The organism is Streptomyces venezuelae, assembly GCF_008642295.1.
GTDB classification, from domain to species: domain Bacteria; phylum Actinomycetota; class Actinomycetes; order Streptomycetales; family Streptomycetaceae; genus Streptomyces; species Streptomyces venezuelae_C.
Window position 1 is genome coordinate 4,877,842 of sequence record NZ_CP029190.1, and the last position, 18,925, is coordinate 4,896,766.

Annotated in this window: 19 protein-coding genes; 10 read left to right on the forward strand and 9 right to left on the reverse strand. The window is 72.4% G+C overall.

The features are described from left to right. Positions 1-133: 133 nt before the first annotated feature. Positions 134-1,603, forward strand: coding sequence for a sensor histidine kinase (locus DEJ50_RS21935; protein ID WP_150212281.1), 1,470 nt, complete (start codon positions 134-136; stop codon positions 1,601-1,603). Positions 1,604-1,792: 189 nt separating this feature from the next. On the opposite strand, the gene DEJ50_RS21940 is transcribed toward DEJ50_RS21935, so the two are convergent. Both DEJ50_RS21940 and DEJ50_RS21945 read right to left on the reverse strand, forming a co-directional pair. After that, on the reverse strand, positions 1,793-2,050 hold the full coding sequence (locus DEJ50_RS21940) for a WhiB family transcriptional regulator (RefSeq protein ID WP_003953983.1): 258 nt from the start codon (positions 2,048-2,050) through the stop codon (positions 1,793-1,795). Positions 2,051-2,368: 318 nt separating this feature from the next. Beyond that, positions 2,369-3,337 carry a diacylglycerol/lipid kinase family protein gene (locus tag DEJ50_RS21945; protein ID WP_150209658.1) on the reverse strand — a complete coding sequence of 323 codons (969 nt, stop codon included), beginning with the start codon at positions 3,335-3,337 and terminating at the stop codon, positions 2,369-2,371. 85 nt (positions 3,338-3,422) lie between these two features. Between DEJ50_RS21945 and DEJ50_RS21950 the strand changes: the two genes are divergently transcribed. Beyond that, on the forward strand, positions 3,423-3,848 hold the full coding sequence (locus tag DEJ50_RS21950; RefSeq protein ID WP_150209659.1) for a hypothetical protein: 426 nt from the start codon (positions 3,423-3,425) through the stop codon (positions 3,846-3,848). Between the two features lie 210 nt (positions 3,849-4,058). Here DEJ50_RS21950 and DEJ50_RS21955 read toward each other — a convergent pair whose 3' ends face one another. The 3 genes from DEJ50_RS21955 to DEJ50_RS21965 form a co-directional block, all read right to left on the reverse strand. Then, positions 4,059-5,006, reverse strand: a complete 948-nt coding sequence (locus tag DEJ50_RS21955) for an RNA polymerase sigma factor SigF (protein WP_150209660.1) — start codon at positions 5,004-5,006, stop codon at positions 4,059-4,061. Beyond that, positions 5,003-5,416 (reverse strand): anti-sigma regulatory factor, encoded by a 414-nt coding sequence (locus DEJ50_RS21960; protein ID WP_030153599.1) that lies wholly within the window; start codon positions 5,414-5,416, stop codon positions 5,003-5,005. Before DEJ50_RS21960 ends, DEJ50_RS21955 begins: the two co-directional genes overlap by 4 nt. Positions 5,417-5,632: 216 nt before the next feature. Beyond that, positions 5,633-5,893, reverse strand: a complete 261-nt coding sequence (locus DEJ50_RS21965) for a UBP-type zinc finger domain-containing protein (RefSeq protein ID WP_150209661.1) — start codon at positions 5,891-5,893, stop codon at positions 5,633-5,635. 56 nt (positions 5,894-5,949) lie between these two features. Between DEJ50_RS21965 and DEJ50_RS21970 the strand changes: the two genes are divergently transcribed. Further along, positions 5,950-7,548, forward strand: coding sequence for a Na+/H+ antiporter (locus DEJ50_RS21970; protein ID WP_150209662.1), 1,599 nt, complete (start codon positions 5,950-5,952; stop codon positions 7,546-7,548). 14 nt (positions 7,549-7,562) lie between these two features. Here the strand turns inward: DEJ50_RS21970 and DEJ50_RS21975 are convergent, their stop codons facing one another. The 3 genes from DEJ50_RS21975 to DEJ50_RS21985 all read right to left on the reverse strand — a co-directional run bounded on the left by DEJ50_RS21975 (position 7,563) and on the right by DEJ50_RS21985 (position 9,503). After that, on the reverse strand, positions 7,563-7,763 hold the full coding sequence (locus DEJ50_RS21975) for a hypothetical protein (protein WP_150209663.1): 201 nt from the start codon (positions 7,761-7,763) through the stop codon (positions 7,563-7,565). A 119-nt stretch (positions 7,764-7,882) separates the two neighbouring features. Then, entirely contained in the window at positions 7,883-8,812 is a 930-nt protein-coding gene (locus DEJ50_RS21980) for a 1-aminocyclopropane-1-carboxylate deaminase/D-cysteine desulfhydrase (RefSeq protein WP_150209664.1), read from the reverse strand. A gap of 100 nt (positions 8,813-8,912) precedes the next feature. Next, entirely contained in the window at positions 8,913-9,503 is a 591-nt protein-coding gene (locus tag DEJ50_RS21985) for an N-acetylmuramoyl-L-alanine amidase (RefSeq protein WP_190344611.1), read from the reverse strand. A gap of 480 nt (positions 9,504-9,983) precedes the next feature. Between DEJ50_RS21985 and DEJ50_RS21990 the strand changes: the two genes are divergently transcribed. The 4 genes from DEJ50_RS21990 to DEJ50_RS22005 all read left to right on the forward strand — a co-directional run bounded on the left by DEJ50_RS21990 (position 9,984) and on the right by DEJ50_RS22005 (position 13,865). Beyond that, positions 9,984-11,393 carry a family 2B encapsulin nanocompartment shell protein gene (locus DEJ50_RS21990; protein WP_150209665.1) on the forward strand — a complete coding sequence of 470 codons (1,410 nt, stop codon included), beginning with the start codon at positions 9,984-9,986 and terminating at the stop codon, positions 11,391-11,393. After that, positions 11,384-12,421 carry a family 2 encapsulin nanocompartment cargo protein polyprenyl transferase gene (locus tag DEJ50_RS21995; RefSeq protein WP_150209666.1) on the forward strand — a complete coding sequence of 346 codons (1,038 nt, stop codon included), beginning with the start codon at positions 11,384-11,386 and terminating at the stop codon, positions 12,419-12,421. Before DEJ50_RS21990 ends, DEJ50_RS21995 begins: the two co-directional genes overlap by 10 nt. A gap of 167 nt (positions 12,422-12,588) precedes the next feature. Then, entirely contained in the window at positions 12,589-13,182 is a 594-nt protein-coding gene (locus DEJ50_RS22000; RefSeq protein WP_150209667.1) for a GNAT family N-acetyltransferase, read from the forward strand. Between the two features lie 101 nt (positions 13,183-13,283). Next, complete coding sequence (locus DEJ50_RS22005; RefSeq protein WP_150212283.1) at positions 13,284-13,865, forward strand: dihydrofolate reductase family protein; 582 nt, start codon at positions 13,284-13,286, stop codon at positions 13,863-13,865. Positions 13,866-14,161: 296 nt separating this feature from the next. Here DEJ50_RS22005 and snpA read toward each other — a convergent pair whose 3' ends face one another. After that, a complete protein-coding gene (gene snpA, locus DEJ50_RS22015; protein WP_190344613.1) occupies positions 14,162-14,830 on the reverse strand; it encodes a snapalysin in 669 nt (222 codons plus the stop codon). A 209-nt stretch (positions 14,831-15,039) separates the two neighbouring features. On the opposite strand from snpA, the gene DEJ50_RS22020 reads away from it, so the two are divergent. The 3 genes from DEJ50_RS22020 to DEJ50_RS22030 all read left to right on the forward strand — a co-directional run bounded on the left by DEJ50_RS22020 (position 15,040) and on the right by DEJ50_RS22030 (position 18,892). Continuing rightward, positions 15,040-15,975 (forward strand): LysR family transcriptional regulator, encoded by a 936-nt coding sequence (locus DEJ50_RS22020; RefSeq protein WP_150209669.1) that lies wholly within the window; start codon positions 15,040-15,042, stop codon positions 15,973-15,975. 1,062 nt (positions 15,976-17,037) lie between these two features. Further along, positions 17,038-17,946: a DUF4097 family beta strand repeat-containing protein gene (locus DEJ50_RS22025; RefSeq protein ID WP_150209670.1), complete on the forward strand. Its 909-nt coding sequence runs from the start codon at positions 17,038-17,040 to the stop codon at positions 17,944-17,946. A 1-nt stretch (position 17,947) separates the two neighbouring features. Further along, positions 17,948-18,892, forward strand: a complete 945-nt coding sequence (locus DEJ50_RS22030; protein WP_150209671.1) for a PadR family transcriptional regulator — start codon at positions 17,948-17,950, stop codon at positions 18,890-18,892. The last annotated feature ends 33 nt before the right edge of the window (positions 18,893-18,925 follow it).

Consider the following 18,925-nt stretch of genomic DNA (forward strand, 5'->3'; position numbering starts at 1 on the left):
CCGAGGACGGCAGATCTGCGCCCGTCGGTTCCTCCAACAGTACGCGGCCGACGGTACTCCTGGGTATTCCTGTGGGAAAGGCGTGCGGAATGTCATCCCCCGAACCCGGGGTACGCTCGCACACGTGCCCTCCATGAACGACCTCGTACGCCAGCACACCGCTCTCAGTGAGACTGACCTGGAGTGGCTCCACCTGCTGGTTTCGGAGTGGCAGCTGCTCTCCGACCTGTCCTTCGCGGACCTCGTGCTGTGGGTGCCCACCCTCGACGGCACCCGGTACGTCTCGGTCGCACAGATGCGGCCCAACACCGGCCCCACCTCCTACCAGGACGACATGGTCGGCCACCTGGTTCCGCGCGGCCGGCGCCCGCTGCTGGACGCCGCCCTGGACGAGGGCCGGATCGTGCGCGAGGGCGACCCCGAATGGCGCGAGGAGGTCCCGGTCCGGGTGGAGTCCATCCCGGTCCGCCGCGAGGGCCGGGTGCTCGGGGTCATCGCCCGAAACACCAATCTGCTCACGGTCCGCACCCCGAGCCGGCTGGAGCTGACCTACCTCCAGTCGGCCTCCGACTTGGCCCAGATGATCGCCGCCGGAGCCTTTCCGTTCCCCGGCCAGCAGGTCGACATGGACGCCTCGCCGCGGGTCGGCGACGGTCTGATGCGGCTGGACGCCGACGGGGTGGTGACCTACGCGTCCCCGAACGCGCTCTCCGCCTACCACCGGCTGGGCCTGGCCTCCGATCTGGTCGGCCAGCACCTGGGCACCACCACCGCCGAACTCGCACCCTCCCGCGGCCCGGTGGACGAGGCGCTGGTCAAGCTGGCCAGCGGCTGGGCCCCCCGGGAGACCGAGGTCGAGGGCAACGGCGGGGTCATCCAGTTGCGTGCCATTCCACTGAAGCCCAAGGGCACCCGGATCGGATCTCTGGTCCTGTGCCGGGACGTCACCGAACTGCGCCGTCGCGAACGTGAATTGATCACGAAGGACGCGACCATCCGGGAAATCCATCACCGGGTGAAGAACAATCTCCAGACCGTGGCCGCACTGCTGCGGCTCCAGGCGCGCCGGATGGATTCGGAGAACGCTCGCGAGGCGCTCAACGAGGCGGTGCGCCGGGTCGGTTCGATCGCGATCGTGCACGAGACCCTGTCGCAGAACCTGGACGAGCGGGTCGAGTTCGACGAGATCGCCGACCGGGTGATCGCCATGGTCGCGGAGATCTCGCCCGGCAAGGTGGACTGCCGCCGCACCGGCCGGTTCGGGATCCTGGACGCGGAGGTGGCCACCCCGCTCTCGATGGTGCTCACCGAGATCCTGCAGAACGCGCTGGAGCACGCTTTCGCGCCGGGGGAGCGGGGCGCGGTGGAGGTGTCCGTCCTGCGCAGCGGCACCGGCCGGGACGACTCCCGGCTGCTGATCACGGTGCTGGACGACGGCCGCGGGCTGCCCGGGGGGTTCGACCCGCAGCGGGCCGGCAACCTCGGGCTGCAGATCGTACGGACCCTGGTCGAGGGGGAGCTCGGCGGCAGCTTCGACATGGTGGCCGGCGAGCCGCGGGGCACCAAGGTGGTCCTGGACGTCCCGGCCAGCCCGCAGAAGTAGGCGCGGCCGACCGGATCGATCACCCGGAGTGATCACCCGAATCATCACGCTGCGTGATCACCTGCCGACCGCGAGGGTGCGGGCGCAGCACTGAGCCCCGGACCGAAGGTTCCCGGTCCGGGGCTCGAGAGCACGTTGCTGAGCGCTGCTGGGTACTACGCGCTGCGGCTCGAGGCTCGAAAGTCGATGTCAGGCGCTGGCGTTGCGCGCCCGGTTGCGAGCGGCGCGGCGCTTCATGGCGCGGCGCTCGTCCTCGCTGAGGCCACCCCAGACGCCGGAGTCCTGGCCGGACTCGAGCGCCCACTGCAGGCACTGCTCCATGACGGGGCAGCGGCGGCAGACGGCCTTGGCTTCCTCGATCTGCAGCAGCGCAGGACCGGTGTTGCCGATGGGGAAGAACAGCTCGGGGTCTTCCTCACGACAAACGGCGTTGTGACGCCAGTCCATGGCTGCTACCTCTCTTGTGTGTCTTGCACGTTGCTTGTGAATGTGAACGCTTTCACGAATCCCTACGCAAGGGAAGGGCCAACGCCCAGTTTCCCGGGGCGGTCCGTGATGCGTGGAGGGGTTCTGGCGGTCTTCGTGGGTGCCGGGTGCTGCGGGCTGTCCCGATCGCCATGTAGAGATTCGCAAACCTCGGACGGGGATACAACCCCTTCCGGAAAGTTTTTTTTGATTCGTCGGTGTCGACTAGGTCACAGCCGTACTTCTTAGGGGTGGACCGGCGCCTAAACGTTCGAGTGAAAGGCTTTTAGGCTCTTCTACTCACACAATCACACGCAGTGCACGGCGAACGCCTGTGAACCGAACGCTGGTCCGCAGACCGAGGTGGTCTCCGTCCATCTGGAACGGAAGCGGCACCTTCGAATGCAAGGTGAAGTCGGTCAGATCGTGCAGAGACACCGCATGCTTGCCGCGCGGACCGCGCTCAGGAGTCGAGGTCAGCAGCTGTGTCGCATAGCGCGCGACGGCCGGAGTTGACAAACGGTTCAGCGCCAGCACGTCAAGCGCGGTGTCGAAAGAGGCCTCCGGGGACGCGTACAGCGGGCGATTCCCCAGGTAGGTCCAAGGCGAGGTGTTGCAGACTATCGACAGCACCAGGTTGTGCACGGGATCGGCGCCAGGCCGCTCCAGCGTCACCGTGCCGCGCCTCCGGTTCGGCTCCTCCAGGAACTGCCGTACGAGCTGTCGCACGTACAGGCCGTGGGTCGAACGCTTGCCCCGCTCCCGCTGCTGCTCCACCCGGCCCACCACGCCCGCGTCGAAGCCGAAGCCCGCGCAGAAGGTGAACCAGCGCTCCGGAACCGACTCGTCCTCCGAGCCCGCCGGGCCCGCCGCCAGCCCCAGTCCCACCGTCCGCTCGCGCCGCTCCCGCAGCGCGTCCAGCAGGGCGCCGGTCGCCTCGACCGCGTCATTGGGGAGGCCCAGCGCCCGCGCGAACACATTGGTGGACCCGCCCGGCACCACGGCCAGCCCGGGCAGCCGCTCCGGATCCGGGCCCGCGTGCAGCAGACCGTTGACCACCTCGTTGACCGTGCCGTCCCCGCCGAGCGCCACGACCAGCTCGATGTCCTTGCTCTCGGCGGCCTTGCGTCCCAGGTCACGGGCGTGCCCCCGGTACTCGGTGGTCACCGCCTCCAGCTTCATCTCGCTGGCCAGGGCATGGATCAGGACGTCGCGCGTGCGCGCACTGGTGGTCGTCGCTGCTGGGTTGGCCACGAGGAGTGCACGCATGAGCGTCAGAGTACCCACCCGTCGGCACGCCACCCATACCGGCTGCCCCCACCGCCGCCGGGGGAGGCGCGGCTACCCTGCTGGGGTGAGTACGAAGCAGACCCCCGCGCCCACGCCCGCGCCCGCCCTCCCCGGCCGGCTGACCGCCGCCGCGGCGCTCACCGCCCTCGAAGGCCTGGCACTGGCCGGCCTCGGCGTCTACCTGCTGTTCGTCGGCATCTCCGGCGATGCCGACTCCCCGCAGCAGGCCGAGACCGGCGGCATCACCGTGCTCGCACTCGCCGCGCTGCCGCTGATCGCGGCCCGCGGACTGCGCCTGGGCCGCCGCTGGAGCCGCGGCCCGGCACTGATCACCCAGATCATGGCGATGCCGGTGGCCTGGACCCTGTGGACCACCGGCGGCGCGATGATCGCAGCGGCCGTGGCCCTGGCCCTGGCCGCCCTGGCCGTGATCGTCCTCCTGGTGAACCCGACGGCCACCGAGGCCCTGGGCATCGGACCGTCTTCTTAGGGCTCGGTTCGCCTCCGGGGCGCTGCTGTCGGCTCCAGGCGGGCGTGCGTCCTCGAAAACCGCTCGTCCTCCCCCAGACTTCGTCCGGGGGGACCCCCACGCGGTTTCCTCCGGGCGCTCGCCCACCTTCGCCGACGCGCCCCTTCGGCTCACTCGCCCGTGCAGGCTGCGGCCGGACGGGGCGGGGGAAGCACGAGGCGGGAGGTCAGATCACTCCTCGACGAGGAGCTTGTCCCGGAGCTGGGCCAGGGTGCGGGCCAGCAGCCGGGAGACGTGCATCTGGGAGATGCCGACCTCCTGCGCGATCTGCGACTGGGTCATGTTGCCGAAGAAACGCAGCAGCAGGATCCGCTTCTCCCGGGGCGGCAGCCCTTCCAGCAGCGGCTTCAGCGACTCGCGGTACTCGACGCCTTCCAGCGCCTCGTCCTCCGCGCCCAGGGTGTCCGCGACCGCCGGCGACTCGTCGTCGGTGTCCGGCACGTCCAGCGACAGCGTGCTGTAGGCATTGGCCGATTCCAGCCCCTCCAGCACCTCCTCCTCGGAGATCCCGAGCCGCTCCGCCAGCTCGTGCACCGTGGGGGAGCGGCCGTGCTGCTGGGACAGCTCGGCCGTGGCGGTGGTCAGCGACAGCCGCAGTTCCTGCAGCCGCCGCGGGACGCGGACCGCCCAGCCCTTGTCGCGGAAGTGCCGCTTGATCTCGCCGACCACCGTCGGGGTCGCGTACGTCGAGAACTCGACGCCCCGGTCGGGGTCGAACCGGTCCACCGATTTGATCAGCCCGATGGTGGCGACCTGCGTCAGGTCGTCCAGCGGTTCGCCCCGGTTGCGGAACCGCCGCGCCAGGTGTTCGACCAGCGGCAGGTGCATCCGGACCAGGCGGTTGCGGAGCTCGGCCCGCTGCGGGGAGCCCTCCGGCAGTTCCCGCAGCTCCAGGAACAGGGCCCGCGCGCCGCTGCGGTCGCGTGGATCGTGCCCCTCGTGTTGTTCGTGCTGGTTATCGCTCATAGGGCCCGCCCGTCGCTCCGCCGAGTCCAAAAAGCCGTCTGCCGCCATGGCGTCCGCCATGCCGTCCACCGCCACGCCGTCCGCAGGGTGGGGGCGGGCGTGCTGTTCCGGGACGCCTGCCGCCTCCCGCACCGGGGTCTCCCCGCCGCTCACGCCGGGCCTGGTCCCGCGCCGCGCTGTTTGTAGAGGCTGATGCTGACCGTGCGGTCCTCCTCGACCGTGGACTCGACCTTGCCGGCCAGCGCCGACAGGACGGTCCAGGCGAACGTATCGCGCTCCGGTGCACGCCCGTCGGTCGTCGGGGCCGACACGGTCACCTCCAGCGAGTCGTCGACCAGCCGGAACACGCAGCTGAGGACGGAGCCGGGCACGGCCTGCTGAAGCAGGATCGCGCAGGCCTCGTCCACCGCGATGCGGAGGTCCTCGATCTCGTCGAGGGTGAAGTCCAAACGTGCCGCGAGACCGGCCGTGGCCGTACGCAGCACCGACAGGTAGGCACCCGCGGCCGGCAGCCGGACTTCCACGAAGTCCTGGGTCCCGGGCTCGCCTGCGATCTGGGACACCCTCACCTCCAAGGTGGTACGAGCTCTGTTCGCCGGTGACGCTATCGCGATCCGGACGATCGTGTCGCGGCACCCCCGGTGGCACCCGCGCCCCAGACCCACGGCAGTCAGTGACCGATGGTAAGCCCATGGGTACGCACAGTGGCTAGAGGTCTGCGGGCCCAAATCGAGGGAACCGGCGGAGGGTTGACCTACCCCGCCGCGGGCGATCGAACCTCAGACGATCGAGGCATCGACAAAACACCAGCGCCAGGTCTCACCGGGCTCGAAACTCCGCATCACCGGATGGCCGGTTTCGAGGTAGTGCGCGGTGGCGTGGCGGTGCGGGGAGGAGTCGCAGCAGCCCACGTGCCCGCACCAGAGACAGAGCCGCAACTGCACCGGATGGCTGCCCATGGCCTCGCATTCCGGGCAGGTCAGGGCATGCGGGGCAGGCTCGGGGCGCGGCAGTTCCGGTACGTGCGTGCACTCGCTCATGATGGCCAGGTTACGCAGGCGGGGGCGCGCGTCGAGGAATGGAGGGCGGAGCCTTCATGGAGGTACTTCCGCTGGTCGCACTGGTGGCGGTCAGTGCCGCCGTGGCCGGGCTGGCCCGCCGCACCCCGGTGCCGGCTCCGCTGCTGCTGGTCGCGGCCGGGCTGGTGACCTCGTACCTGCCGGGGGTGCCCGACTACACCCTCGACCCGCACATCGTGCTGCCGCTGCTGCTGCCCCCGCTGCTCTACACGGCGGCGGTGGACAGCTCCTACCTGGACCTCCGGGCGAACATCCGGCCGGTTGCGCTGCTGTCGGTCGGCTACGTCCTCTTCGCGACCCTGGTGGTCGGCTATGTGGTCCACCTGGCGGTGCCGGGGCTGCCGCTGACGGCCGCGCTGGTCCTCGGCGCGGTGATCGCCCCGCCGGACGCGGTGGCCGCGACCGCGATCGCCCGGCGGCTCGGCCTGCCGTCCCGGATCACCACCATCCTGCAGGGCGAGTCGCTGGTGAACGACGCCACCGCCATCACCGCGTACAAGGTGGCGCTCGCGGCCGTGGTCGGCGAGGGCGCCGGTTGGGCGGGCGGGATCACCGAGTTCCTGCTCGCATCGGTCGGCGGGGTGGGCGTGGGCCTGCTGCTGATGGTCCCGATCCACCACCTCCGCACCCGGCTGCGGGAACCCCTGCTCCAGAACACCCTCTCCCTGCTGATCCCGTTCGTGGCGTACGCGGCGGCGGAGCGGGTGCACGCCTCCGGGGTGCTGGCGGTGGTCGTGGTGGCCCTCTACCTGGGCCACCGGGCCTGGCAGGTCGACTTCGCGACCCGGCTCCAGGAGGCGGCGGTCTGGCGGATGATCGCGTTCGTCCTGGAATCGGTGGTCTTCGCCCTGATCGGTCTCCAGCTGCCGGTGGTCCTGAAGGACCTGGGCGAGTACGAGGGCATCGACGCGGCCTGGTACGCGCTGCTGGTGTTCCTGGTGGTGGTGGTCGCCCGGTTCGCCTGGGTGTTCCCGGCGACCTTCCTGCCACGGGCGGCGTCCGCCCGGATCCGGGACCGGGAGCGGGCCACGACCTGGAAGTCCGCGGTGATCGTCGGCTGGGCCGGCATGCGGGGAGTGGTCTCGCTGGCGATCGCCTTCTCCATCCCGATCCACCTGGACGACGGCAGCCCCTTCCCGTACCGCAGCCTGATCCTCTTCCTCACCTTCACCACGGTGATCGCCACCCTGGTGGTGCAGGGCCTGACCCTGCCGCCGCTGATCCGGCTGCTGCGGCTGCCGCCGCGGGACATGCAGGCGGAGACGCTGGCGGAGGCACAGGCCCAGAGCGAGGCCTCGCGGGCGGCGGACGAACGCCTGACGGAACTCCTGGAGGACCCGGCCAACCGGCTCCCGCAGCCCTTGGCGGACCGGCTGCGCACGGTGCTGGAGCGGCGGCGCAATGCGGTGTGGGAGCGGCTGGGGGAGGTGAACCCGGTGACCGGGGAGTCGGCGGACGAGGTCTACCGGCGGCTGTCGCGGGAGATGATCGAGGCGGAACGGGAGGTCTTCGTGGACCTCCGCGACCGGCGCCGGATCGACGACGAAATGCTCCGCGCGCTGCTCCGTCGGCTGGACCTGGAGGAGGCGGCGGCGTACCGGGAGGACTCGGCGTAGCGACGCCTCCGGCGTCAGCAGGAATCCGGGTGCGGGGGCGACACGTAGATCGCGGACAGCACCCCGTCGCCGGCCACCTCGACCGGCGCGGGGGCGGTGGTGTCCGCCGGTTTCAGGTCGTACGGCAGGGCCCGCAGCGGGACGTCCTCGCCGAGGAAGGCCACCGAGACCGTGCCGCGGCAGGCCGAGGGTCCGGGCGGCGCGGTGTCGGGCACCGGCCGTCCCGCGGGCCGGCCGGGTGCCCGATACGGCCGGCAGCGCGGCCACGAGGCCAGTGGCGGCCGGTGCGGACAGCGCGCGTAGGTGCGACAGGGGTCGTGCAGACGTTCGGCGATCAGGCCGTGTCGTAGGGGGACCCGGTGACCACGGCGGCCACGGTGCCGCCCGCGGGGAAGGCGCCGGTGGCCGCCAGCTCGACCAGCGCGTACAGCAGCTTCGCCACGTAGATCCGTTCCACCGGCAGGCCGTGCCGGTCCTCGAAGTCGGCCGCGAAGGAGTCGAGGTCAGCCGGAACCCGGGCGTAGCCGCCGTGGTCGAAGCCCTCAGCCAGGGACCAGTTGCCGAGCGGCGCACCAAAGGCCGCCGTCTGGAGGGAACGTATCTCCCCGGCGAGGAAGCCCCCGCGCAGCACCGGCACGCCCAGCGCCCGCTGTCCCGGCCCCAGCCCGGCCGCCAGGCCGGCCAGGGTGCCGCCGGTGCCGCAGGCCACCGCCGCCACGTCCGCCGGCACGCCCGCCACGTCCGCCGCACCGGCCAGTTCACGGCCCAGCTCCGCGCAGCCCGACAGGGCGAGCGGATTGCTGCCTCCCTCGGGGATCACATACGCATCGGCGGCCCCGGCTTCGGCCGGCAGCGCGGGGTCGGCCTTCTCCCGGTACCGGGCCCGGCTCACGAAGTGCAGTCGCATCCCATCGGCCACGCACTGGGCCAGCGAGGGGTTCAGCGCCCGCCGGGCCAGTTCCTCGCCCCGGACGATCCCCACGGTCGGCAGCCCCAGCAGCCGCCCGGCGGTGGCGGTGGCCCGCAGATGGTTGGAGTAGGCCCCGCCGAAGGTCAGCAGGGCGGGGTGGCCGCCCTCGACGGCGGCCCGCAGGTTCGGCGCGAGCTTGCGCCATTTGTTCCCGGGCAGCTCGGGATGGACCAGATCGTCCCGCTTCAGCAGCAGCCGCACCCCGTGCCGCTCGAACCGCTCGTCATGGATCTCCTGCAACGGGGACGGCGGGCGCGGCTGCAAGAGCGTGTGCGGGTTCGCGGGACGGTTCACCCGTCCATTGTGTGCCGCCCCCGCCGGTACCGTCGCAGGCCGTCCCGCAGCCGGCCCGGCGCCGGACGGGCGGGGCGAGGGGGCCTCGCCCCGCCGGGGGCTACTTCAGGCGTTCCGCCACGCGCTCGCGCATCGAGGCCATCGTGAAGCCCTTCGGGTCGATCTTGCCCGGCTGCCATTCCAGGTGGCCGATCACCGAGCGTGCGTTCCAGCCGTGCACCCGGCAGACGGCGGCGGCTGCGCGGGCGATCGCGTCGAGTTGGACCGCCGGCCAGGGGTCCTCGCCGTCGCCGAGGTTTTCGCATTCGAAGCCGTAGAAGTGCCGGTTGCCGTCCCTGTTCGCCTGGTTGTCGGGCGGCAGCGCCTTCTCCGCGATCACCGCGGCCAGTACGTCGGAGTCTCCGGCCCCGGCGTGGTTGGCGCGGCCGTAGCCGACCAGATGGACCCGGCCGTCCTTGGTGATCACGCCGTGGCAGAGCGGACCGGGCAGGTTCGTGTCCCCCTCGCGGCAGATCGACACCGTGGTGGCGGTGCCCCGGGAGACCGTGTGGTGGATCATCACTCCGTGGACCGGGCCCCACGGGCCCTTGTGGTTGCGGTTGTGCGTGCGCCAGGCGCCGACTTCGACGACGGTCAGCCCTTCGCGCCGCAGTGCGTCGATGAACCGTTCCGAGGACATGGGTGCGGCCATGGCCGCCTCCTTCCTTGCGTACCCGTTGTCACCGGGTGTAGCGGAGGCAGCCCTTCCGCGGCTAGTGCATTCGTACGCCGAGCGAGCCGATCCGGACAGCCGGCACGGCCTCAGGCGGCGCCGAGTGAGGCGTGCTTGTGTGCGATGCGGGTCGGCATCACATCGGGACGGGTGCCGGGGTGAGCCGGCGGCCGAGTGCTATCGGCCATCCGCCCCGTGCTTGCTCAGGGGTCCGCAGGCCCGCCCGGTCCGGCGGAGTGCAGCGTCTGGCGCCGGTGAGCGCGAGTCCGCCGCCGCGACCGCGCCGCGCCTCCACCTCGCGGGTGGCCGAAAGGGGTGGGTCCCCGAGGGGCCGGTGAGCAGAAGAGAGTGCCCAGACCCGCGCGGAGTAGTCCCACCCTTTTGTGTAATGGCCCCGTCACGTTCCGTCCTGCAAGGCTTCGATCGCAGATTCATGGAGTGATCGAAGGGGAATGACACATGTCGGTCCAGGCAGGTTCCGAAACCGAGGCCCAGCCGCTGCCGCAGCGCAGTCTCGCCACCTCGGCCGCACGGAACTTGGCAACCACGACCAAGTCCGCGCCGCAGATGCAGGAGATCACCTCCCGCTGGCTGCTGAAGATGCTGCCGTGGGTGTCCGTGCAGGGCGGCACGTACCGGGTCAACCGCCGGCTCAGCTACTCGGTGGGCGACGGCCGCGTCACGTTCGTCAAGACCGGGGACCAGGTCCAGGTCATCCCGGCCGAGCTCGGCGAACTGCCGCTGCTGCGCTCGTACGAGGACATCGACGTGCTCGGCGAGCTCGCCCAGCGCTGCCGGCAGGTCGACTTCGAGGCCGGCCAGGAGCTCACCTCCTTCGGCAGTCCCTCCGACCAGGTCTTCCTGCTCGCCCACGGCCGCATCGACCAGATCGGCCCGGGCCCCTACGGCGAGGACGCCGTGCTCCGCACCGTCGCCGACGGGGCCTACTTCGGCGAGGACAGCCTGCTCGACGACGAGGCCATCTGGGAGTACACCGCGCGCGCCGCCACCTCCGGCACCGCACTGGTCCTCTCCCGGCAGGACCTCCAACTGCTCGCCGACCGCGTGGACTCCCTCCGTACGCACCTCGACCGGGTCCGGGCGATGCCCGATCAGCGCACCAACACCTACGGCGAGGCCGAGATCGACCTCTCCGCCGGCCACGTCGGCGAGCCCGTCCTGCCCGGTACCTTCGTGGACTACGACGCCCGGCCGCGCGAGTACGAACTCTCCATTGCACAAACGGTCCTGCGCGTGCACACCCGCGTCGCCGACCTGTACAACCAGCCGATGAACCAGACCGAGCAGCAGTTGCGGCTCACGGTCGAGGCGCTGCGCGAGCGCCAGGAGCACGAGATGCTCAACAACCGCGAGTTCGGCCTGCTCCACAACGCGGACTACGACCAGCGCATCCAGCCGCACGACGGCGCGCCCACCCCCGACGACATGGACCAGCTGCTCAGCATGCGGCGCGGCTCCAAGCTCTTCCTCGCCCACCCCAAGGCCATCGCCGCCTTCGGCCGGGAGTGCAACAAGCGCGGGCTGTACCCGGAGACCATCGAGATCGGCGGCAGCCGGGTGCCGACCTGGCGCGGGGTGCCGATCTTCCCGTCGAGCAAGATCCCGATCAGCGACGCCCGGACCACCTCCATCCTCTGCATGCGCACCGGTGAGGACGAGCAGGGTGTGATCGGCCTGCACCAGCCCGGCATCCCGGACGAGATCGAGCCGAGCATGTCCGTCCGCTTCATGGGCATCAGCGAGCAGGCGATCATCTCGTACCTGGTCACCGCCTACTTCTCCGCCGCGGTGCTGGTCCCGGACGCGCTCGGGGTGCTGGAGAACGTCGAGATCGGCCGCTGGCGCTGAACGCCATCGCGACCGGTGAGGGCCAGGAGGCCGCGGCACTCCTGGAACACACGAGAGAAACGGTCAACCCGGAACTGCGCCGCGCGGTCGAGAGCCTGCCCGGATCCATGCGGCGCGTGGCCATGTACCACTTCGGCTGGGAGGAGGCCGACGGCACCCCGGCGGCGGGCCACGCGGGCAAGGCCATCCGGCCGGCCCTGGTGCTCGCCGCGGTCCGCGCCCTGGGCGGGGACCCGGACCGGGCGGTACGGGCCGCGGTGGCCGTGGAGCTGGCGCACAACTTCACCCTGCTCCACGACGACATCATCGACGAGGACTCCCGGCGGCGCGGCAGGCCGACGGCGTGGACCGTGTTCGGGACCCCGGACGCGATCATCGTCGGCGACGCCATGATGGCGCTCGCCCTGCGCCTGCTGGCGGAGGACCCGCACCCGGCCTCCGCCCAGGCCTCGGCCCGGCTCGCCGCGTGCGTGGTAGAGCTGTGCGCCGGGCAGCAGGCGGACTGCGCCTTCGAACAGCGGGACCGGGTGTCGCTGGACGAGTGCCTGACCATGGCGATGGCCAAGACCGGCGCCCTGCTGGGGTGCGCCTGTGCCCTCGGTGCGCTCTACGCCGGGGCCGGACCGGACGAGGTCGATGCCGTGGATGGCTTCGGGCGGGAGGCCGGGCTGGCCTTCCAGCTGATCGACGACCTGATCGGCATCTGGGGCGACCCGGAGCACACCGGCAAGCCGGCCGGCGCCGATCTGCTCGCCCGCAAGAAGTCCCTGCCGGTGGTGGCCGCGCTCACCTCGGGCACCGAGGCGGGCCGGGAACTGGCCGGGCTGTACGCCGGACCCATGAGCGGGGACGACGTGCAGCGGGCCGCCGCAGCGGTGGACCGGGCCGGCGGCCGGGACTGGGCGCAGGCCCATGCCGCGGACCGGATGGGCCGGGCGGTGCACCAGCTGTCCCGGGCGGTGCCGGACCTCGGGGCGGCGGGCGGTCTGCTGGCGCTGGCGGAGTTCGTGACCCGGCGTACCCGGTAGCGGTAGCCGTGGCGGTAGCCGTGGCGGTACCGGGCGGTAGCAGAACCGCCCGGGCGGGCCAAGGACTGTTCCGGCACCTCATGGTGCCGGAACAGTCCTTTCCGCATGATCCGGCCCAACTCTAGGATCGCTCACGGCTGTTGACACGTGAGCGAAGGGTGAGACCAGTGGGGCTGGACATACGCCAGGCAGGGCCGTCGGACCGGGACGCGGTGGCGCGGCTGCTCGACGAGGCCTTCCGGAACGACCCGGTGAGCAGCTGGGTCTTCCCCGACCCGGAGCACCGGCGGGCGGTGCACGGGAAGTTCCTGGGGGTGTTCGTGGACGTGGCGCTGGAGCAGGGCCGGATCGACTACGCCGTGGACGGCTCCTGTGCGGCGCTGTGGCTGCGGGTCCCGGCCGGTGAGCACGAGGACGGGGAGGACATCCCGGCGAAGATGCGCGCGGTGGCCGATCCGGACAACGAGCGCTGCGAGCTGGTCGGCCGGCTGACCGGCGAGGTCCACCCGACCGCCGAGGAGCACGAGTACCTGCTGATGATCGCGGTCGATCCGGCCCGGCAGGGGTCGGGGCTGGGGACCGCGCTGATGCGGCCGGTGCTGGACGCCTGCGACCGGGACGGCGTACCGGCGTACCTGGAGGCGAGCAGCGAGCGCAGCAAGCGGCTGTACGAGCGGCTGGGCTGGGAGTTCACCGGGACGGCGGTACAGCTGCCGGACGGGCCGCCGATGTGGCCCATGTGGCGCAAGCCGCAGGGCTGAGCCTCGGCGGGCGCAGCGCCCTTGTGTAACCACTGCACCCGTAGTACTTTACGCGGAGTGCTTCGTGAGGGAGTGCTGTGTATCCAGGGGGAGACCGGATGTTGCGCAAGCTGACCTACTTCATCGCCACCTCGGTCGACGGCTTCATCGGTGAGCCGGACGGGAACGGCGACTTCCTGAACCAGTGGCTGGACCCCGAGTACCTGGACTGGATGGTTGCCGAGTACCCGGAGACCATCCCCACCCATGTGCAGGGGCACTTCGGGATCACCGACCTCCGGGCCCGGCACTTCGACGCGGTCATCCAGGGCCGCGGGAGCTACGACATCGGCCTCAAGGCGGGGGTCACCAGCCCCTACGCCCACCTGAAGCAGTACGTGGCCAGCCGTTCGCTGACCACCTCGCCGGACCCGGCGGTGGAGCTGATCGCCGGGGACGTGGCGGCCCGGGTGCGCGAGCTCAAGCAGGAGGACGGCCTCGGCATCTGGCTGTGCGGCGGTGCCGACCTGGCCGGACAGCTGGTGGAGGAGATCGACGAGTTCGTGGTGAAGACCTACCCGGTGGTGGCCGGGTCCGGGATGCCGATGACCCGGGCCGGGTTCGGCGCACGGGAGGTCGAGCTCCTCGGGGTGAAGGGCTTCGGTGGCGGCCAGGTGGTCACCACGTACGCGCGCAAGCGCTGAACCGGCTGCGCCGGGTGTCCCGGGGAGGCCAGGTAAACGGGAGAAAACCGGACTAATGTAGACGTATGACTGGCCATGATCAGCACCAGCGTCAGCACCAGCATCAGCATCTGACGGTGGCCCCGCAGGCCGGGCGTGAGCAGCGAGTCTGCCCGGCCTGCGGGCGCCCCGTCGAGACGGTGATCAGGCGGCGCAAGGTTCTCGGGGCGTTTGTGCCGGAGTGGGGTCCGGGTCCCTGCCGGAACCCGGACTGCACTGCGCGCGAGCCTGACGACGTGCCGTAGCGGCGGCCCGCGCTAGCGCTGGGCGACCAGGCCGTTGCGCCACAGGTAGTCGACGCGCGAGCGCTCCGCCGCGTTCGGCGTCGCGTTCTGGCAGGACGTGCCCGGCCCGCCGCCCGACATCAGCTCGCTGCACGGACCCGAGTAGTGGTCGGGCAGGCCGAGCACGTGCCCGGTCTCGTGGGAGGTCACCCGGGTGGAGTTGTACTGCTGGTTCTGCCGGTAGTCGAGGAAGATGTACCCCCGCCCGTGCCCGTCGGTGCTGGCGTACGAACCGCGCGAGTCATTGCCCTCGTAGTACGCGAAGTTCCCGCCGGAGGACACCTCCTGGAGCTTCACATTGGACACCGAGCTGTTCCAGATCTGGGTGGAGCGGGCTATCTGGGTGCGGAAGCTGGGCGCGTTGCGGGTGTTGTAGGTGACGGTGACCGCCAGTACGCCCGGGTTGGCCTTGCGCTGCTCGGCCACGGAGCGCTGTATGGCCTCGAAGAAGGCGCGGTTGGCGTCCGCGTTCTCCTGCGACCGTTCGTAGGCGGCGTAGCTCGCGGCATTGCCGGCCGGCATCGGTGCCGGGGCCGCGCCGGCGGCGGGGGCGGTGACGCCGAGGGCGGTCGCGAGACCGAGTCCGATCACGGTGGCCAGAACGGCCTTGCGGGAGCTGCTGGTGCGTCGGGAGTGGCGCATGGTGGGGGGCTCCTCCTCAATCCGGTGCGGGGGGTGGGTGGTTCCGGTACCGGAGTCTGGGGGAGCCGGGGCGGCCGGCGGATGATGTCAGCGGCCGATAACACCGGGCTATCAGGGTGTGGCGGACTGGCCAACTCCCGTGAAAATGGCGGGAATAGGTGGGGTGTCAGTGGCTGGTGCGGTCTGCGGGCCGCGCCTACTCTCGGGTCATGGAGCTCGAGGTGAGGCATCTGCGCGCGCTGTGCGCCATTGCCGATGCCGGCAGCCTGCACAAGGCCGCCCGGCAGCTCGGCGTCAGCCAGCCCTCGCTGACCACGCAGTTGCAGCGGATCGAACGGGCCCTGGACGGGGAGCTGTTCCTGCGGGAGCGCACCGGCTGCCGGCCGACGCCGTTCGGGCGGACCGTGCTCGGCCGGGCCCGGCCGCTGCTGGCGGAGATGGCCGCACTGGTCGCGGAGGCGCGGGCGCAGGCGCACGGCCAGCGGCTGCGGATCGGCTCCACCGCCAGCCGGGCCCTGCCGGGCTGGCTGCGCAGGCTGCACCGGAGGTTCCCCGACACCGAGACCACGCTGGTGGTGGACGTGTCGGCGAACGCGCTGCTGCGGATGGTGGCGGCCGGACAGCTGGACGTGGCCTTTGTCCACGAGGTGGAGGGCAGCCCGCTGCGGGTGCCGGCCGGGCTCCAGGTGCGGGTGCTGATGGAGCGCGAGCCGCAGTTCCTGTCGATGTCCCGGAACCATCCGGCCGCCCGGCAGCCGGTGGTGGACCTGCGGGACTTCGCGCGGGACCGGTGGACGGTGGACCCTTCGGTGGACGGCGAATGGGACGGCCTGCGGCGGGTGTTCGCCGGTGCCGGCCTCGATCCGCCGGTGCTGCACACCGACTACCACACCGCTGCGTCGCTGATCGTCTCGGGCGAGGCGGTGGCGCCGTGCCAGCCGACGTCCGGGCCGCGGGACGACATGGCCATACGGCCGCTGCAGGGTGATCCGCTGGCGGTGCGGCTGCTGCTGGCGACGCGGCCGGGGGCGCATGCGGAGGTGTACGCGGACCTGCGGGCGGCCTACCGTGAGCTGGCGCTCCGGACGGCCCCCTACCGAGCCTGGCTCCACCGCACGGGCAACCCCCTCCTGACCGCGGCATAACCCCCACCCGCGCCGCGCGGCCTGCGCTCCGGCGGCCCCGGGCTCCGCCCGGCCCCCGCTCCGGGCTGCGCCCGGCACCCCGTACCGGGGTGCACCCCGCACCCGTTGGGGGCTCCGCCCCGGGCTACGCCGGATGCGCGGGCTCCGCCCGTCACCCCGGGCTGGGCCCGCACACGCGCCGGGCTCCGCCCGACCCCTTGGGGGCTCCGCCCGCCGCCCCGGGCTGCGCCCGAACCCGGCCCAGGGCTGCGCCCGGCACCCCGTACCGGGGTTGCATCCCGGACCCCTTGGGGGCTCCGCCCCCGGCCGGTGTGTGCCGGGCCCGGCCTGATGCGCGGGCTCCGCCCGGCGCCCTGGTGCGCGCGGCACCTGAACCCCGCGCGGGACTGCGCCCGGGCGCGGGTGGGCCTTGCCCGCCGACGGGCTCTGCCCGATGCCGTCCCGGCTCCAGGGGCCCGTGGGGCGTGCGGGGCTCCGCCCCGAACCCCTGGCATGCGGGTCTCGCCCGGCCTGGCCCGCCCCCTGGGGGCTTCGCCCCAAGCCCGATTCCAGGGGAGTGATCCCAGCGGGGTCCGGGCCCCGCCCCTGCCGGCCGGGCCGGGGCCTGGGCATCGCCCGGGGTGCGCACGGTGCCCGGCTCCGGGTCCGGGGCTTCGCCCCGCCGCCCGCGCCCGCGCCGGGCCGGACCCGCCCGTGCCCTCAGGGCGGCCGGGCGGACCCACCCCAACCCCGGCTCCAGGGGGAGCGCCCCCTGCCGGGCCCGGGCGCCGCCCGGACCCGGGTTCCGGGGCGCCGGGCCCCGCCCCTGCCGGCCGGCCGGGGTCCGGGCCCGCCCGGGCCGGGGACTGCGCCCGGCCCCCGGGTCCGGGGCGCCGCCCCGCCGACTGCCGCGGCCCGGGCGCGCCGCCCCCGCCCGCGTCCTCGGGCCGGCCGGGTGGCGCCCGCCCGGGGTGGTCGCAAGAGCCGCGGCCAGCGGAGTGGCTTGACTTGGGTGGGGCGCGATATATCGTGTTAGGCGGAAGACGCGATATGCGTCGCGTTCCGACGAGGAGGATCCGCACCATGGCCGAGCAGACCTGGTCCATCGCCGAGCCGCAGAAGCTCGCCTTCGAATCCCCGGTGAAGCGCCTGCGCGTCCGCATCCTGGACGGCACCGTCAACGTCGTCGGCACCGACGAAGGTCCCGCCCGGCTGGAGGTCTCCGAGGTGGACGGCCCCCCGCTGCACATCGTGCAGACCGGCGACACCCTCACCGTGTCCTACGAGGACCTGCCCTGGAACGGCTCCCAGGGCCTGCGGGAATGGTTCGACTCCAAGCCCTGGGACAACTGGCGCTCCGCCTCCGGCCGCAAGGCCTGGGAGCGCAGCGCCGTGGTCACCCTCACCCTGCCCGCCGACGCCCACGTCCAGATCGCCGCGGTCGGCGCCGCCTCCGTGGTCTCCGGCATCCGCGGTGGCACCGAGCTGCACGGGGTCTCCGGCGACGCCACCCTCGTACGCCTGGCCGGCAGCGTCCTCACCCGTACCGTCACCGGCAGTGTCGAGGCCCAGTCCGTGGACGGGGACTTCCGGTTCCGCTCCGTCTCCGGCGGTCTCACCGTCGTCGACGGCTCGGCCGGCACCGTACGGGCCGAATCCCTCAACGGGGACATGCTCCTCGACCTCGCGCCCGCCCCGGCCGCCGGACGCCCGTTCGACATCAGCCTCAACTCCGTCTCCGGACGGGTCGCGATCCAGCTCCCGCACCAGGCCGACGCCAGGGTCGAGGCCGGCACCACCAGCGGCAGGATCTCGAACGCCTTCGAGGACCTCCAGGTCTCCAGCCGGGTCGGCTCCAAGAAGATCACCGGGACGCTCGGCGAGGGCACCGGTACGCTCCGCGCCACCACCGTCTCCGGAGCCATCGCCCTGCTGCGCCGCCCCGACGCCGGGACGGCGGCCCCGCTCTCGTTCGACAAGAAGGTGCTCTGACATGCCGCCCGTCTTCGCCCACGGCCGCCTCCGCCTCTACCTGCTGAAGCTGCTGGACGAGGCGCCGCGCCACGGGTACGAGGTGATCCGCCTGCTGGAGGAGCGCTTCCAGGGCCTGTACGCGCCCTCGGCCGGCACCGTCTACCCGCGGCTGGCCAAGCTGGAGGCCGAGGGTCTGGTCACGCACGCCACCGAAGGCGGGCGCAAGGTGTACTCGATCACCGACGCCGGCCGGGCCGAACTGGCCGGCCGCACCGGCGAACTCGCCGACCTGGAACTGGAGATCCGCGAATCGGTCTCCGAACTGGCCGCCGAGATACGCGACGACGTCCGCGGCGCGGCGGGCGACCTGCGGCGCGAGATGCTGGCCGCGGCCTCCGCTTCCGCCACCGCCGCTCCCGGCCCGGACCCTTCGGACGACGCCTGGGCCGCGGCGAAGGAGGAACTGCGGCGGGCCCGCCAGGAGTGGAAGGAACAGGCCCGCCGGGCCAAGGACGAGAGCCGCCGGGCCCGCGAGGAGGCCCAGCAGGCCCGCCGGCAGGCCAAGGAGGCGCAGGACAGGGCCCGTGAGGAGGTCCAGCGGATCGCCGGCCAGCTCCAGGAGCAGTTCGCCCGGTCCGCCGTACGGGAGGGCCTGTCCGACATCACGGACAAGCTCGGGGCCTGGCTCGGCGCTACCGGTCCGGCCGAGCCCCAGAGCGAAGACCGGACCGAGCCCGCCGCCGAAGAGCGTCGGAGCGGTGATTCCGGTTGGGCCGCCGATCTGGCCCCCACCGGGGATCCGGCCCGGGATCTGGACCGGCTGCTGGACCGGTTCCGCGATGAAGTCCGCGACGCCGCCCGCGACCACGGGGTGACCGCCGCCCAGGCCGAGGAGGCGCGCCGGCGGCTCTCGGCCGCCGCGGCCGACCTCACCTCCGCCTTGCGCCGCACCACCCGCGGCTGACCCGGCACACGCGCAGCCCCCCGGCCCGTCGTC

Excerpts from the sequence above, each read along its gene's own strand:
- DEJ50_RS21935 (WP_150212281.1), top strand. The coding sequence starts at position 134 with ATGAACGACCTCGTACGCCAGCACACCGCTCTCAGTGAGACTGACCTG.
- DEJ50_RS21965 (WP_150209661.1), bottom strand. The coding sequence starts at position 5,893 with ATGAGCGAGTGCACGCACGTACCGGAACTGCCGCGCCCCGAGCCTGCC.
- snpA (WP_190344613.1), bottom strand. The coding sequence starts at position 14,830 with ATGCGCCACTCCCGACGCACCAGCAGCTCCCGCAAGGCCGTTCTGGCC.
- DEJ50_RS22030 (WP_150209671.1), top strand. The coding sequence starts at position 17,948 with ATGCCGCCCGTCTTCGCCCACGGCCGCCTCCGCCTCTACCTGCTGAAG.
- DEJ50_RS21940 (WP_003953983.1), bottom strand. The coding sequence starts at position 2,050 with ATGGACTGGCGTCACAACGCCGTTTGTCGTGAGGAAGACCCCGAGCTG.
- DEJ50_RS22020 (WP_150209669.1), top strand. The coding sequence starts at position 15,040 with ATGGAGCTCGAGGTGAGGCATCTGCGCGCGCTGTGCGCCATTGCCGAT.
- DEJ50_RS21985 (WP_190344611.1), bottom strand. The coding sequence starts at position 9,503 with ATGGCCGCACCCATGTCCTCGGAACGGTTCATCGACGCACTGCGGCGC.
- DEJ50_RS21990 (WP_150209665.1), top strand. The coding sequence starts at position 9,984 with ATGTCGGTCCAGGCAGGTTCCGAAACCGAGGCCCAGCCGCTGCCGCAG.
- DEJ50_RS22025 (WP_150209670.1), top strand. The coding sequence starts at position 17,038 with ATGGCCGAGCAGACCTGGTCCATCGCCGAGCCGCAGAAGCTCGCCTTC.
- DEJ50_RS21970 (WP_150209662.1), top strand. The coding sequence starts at position 5,950 with ATGGAGGTACTTCCGCTGGTCGCACTGGTGGCGGTCAGTGCCGCCGTG.
- DEJ50_RS21945 (WP_150209658.1), bottom strand. The coding sequence starts at position 3,337 with ATGCGTGCACTCCTCGTGGCCAACCCAGCAGCGACGACCACCAGTGCG.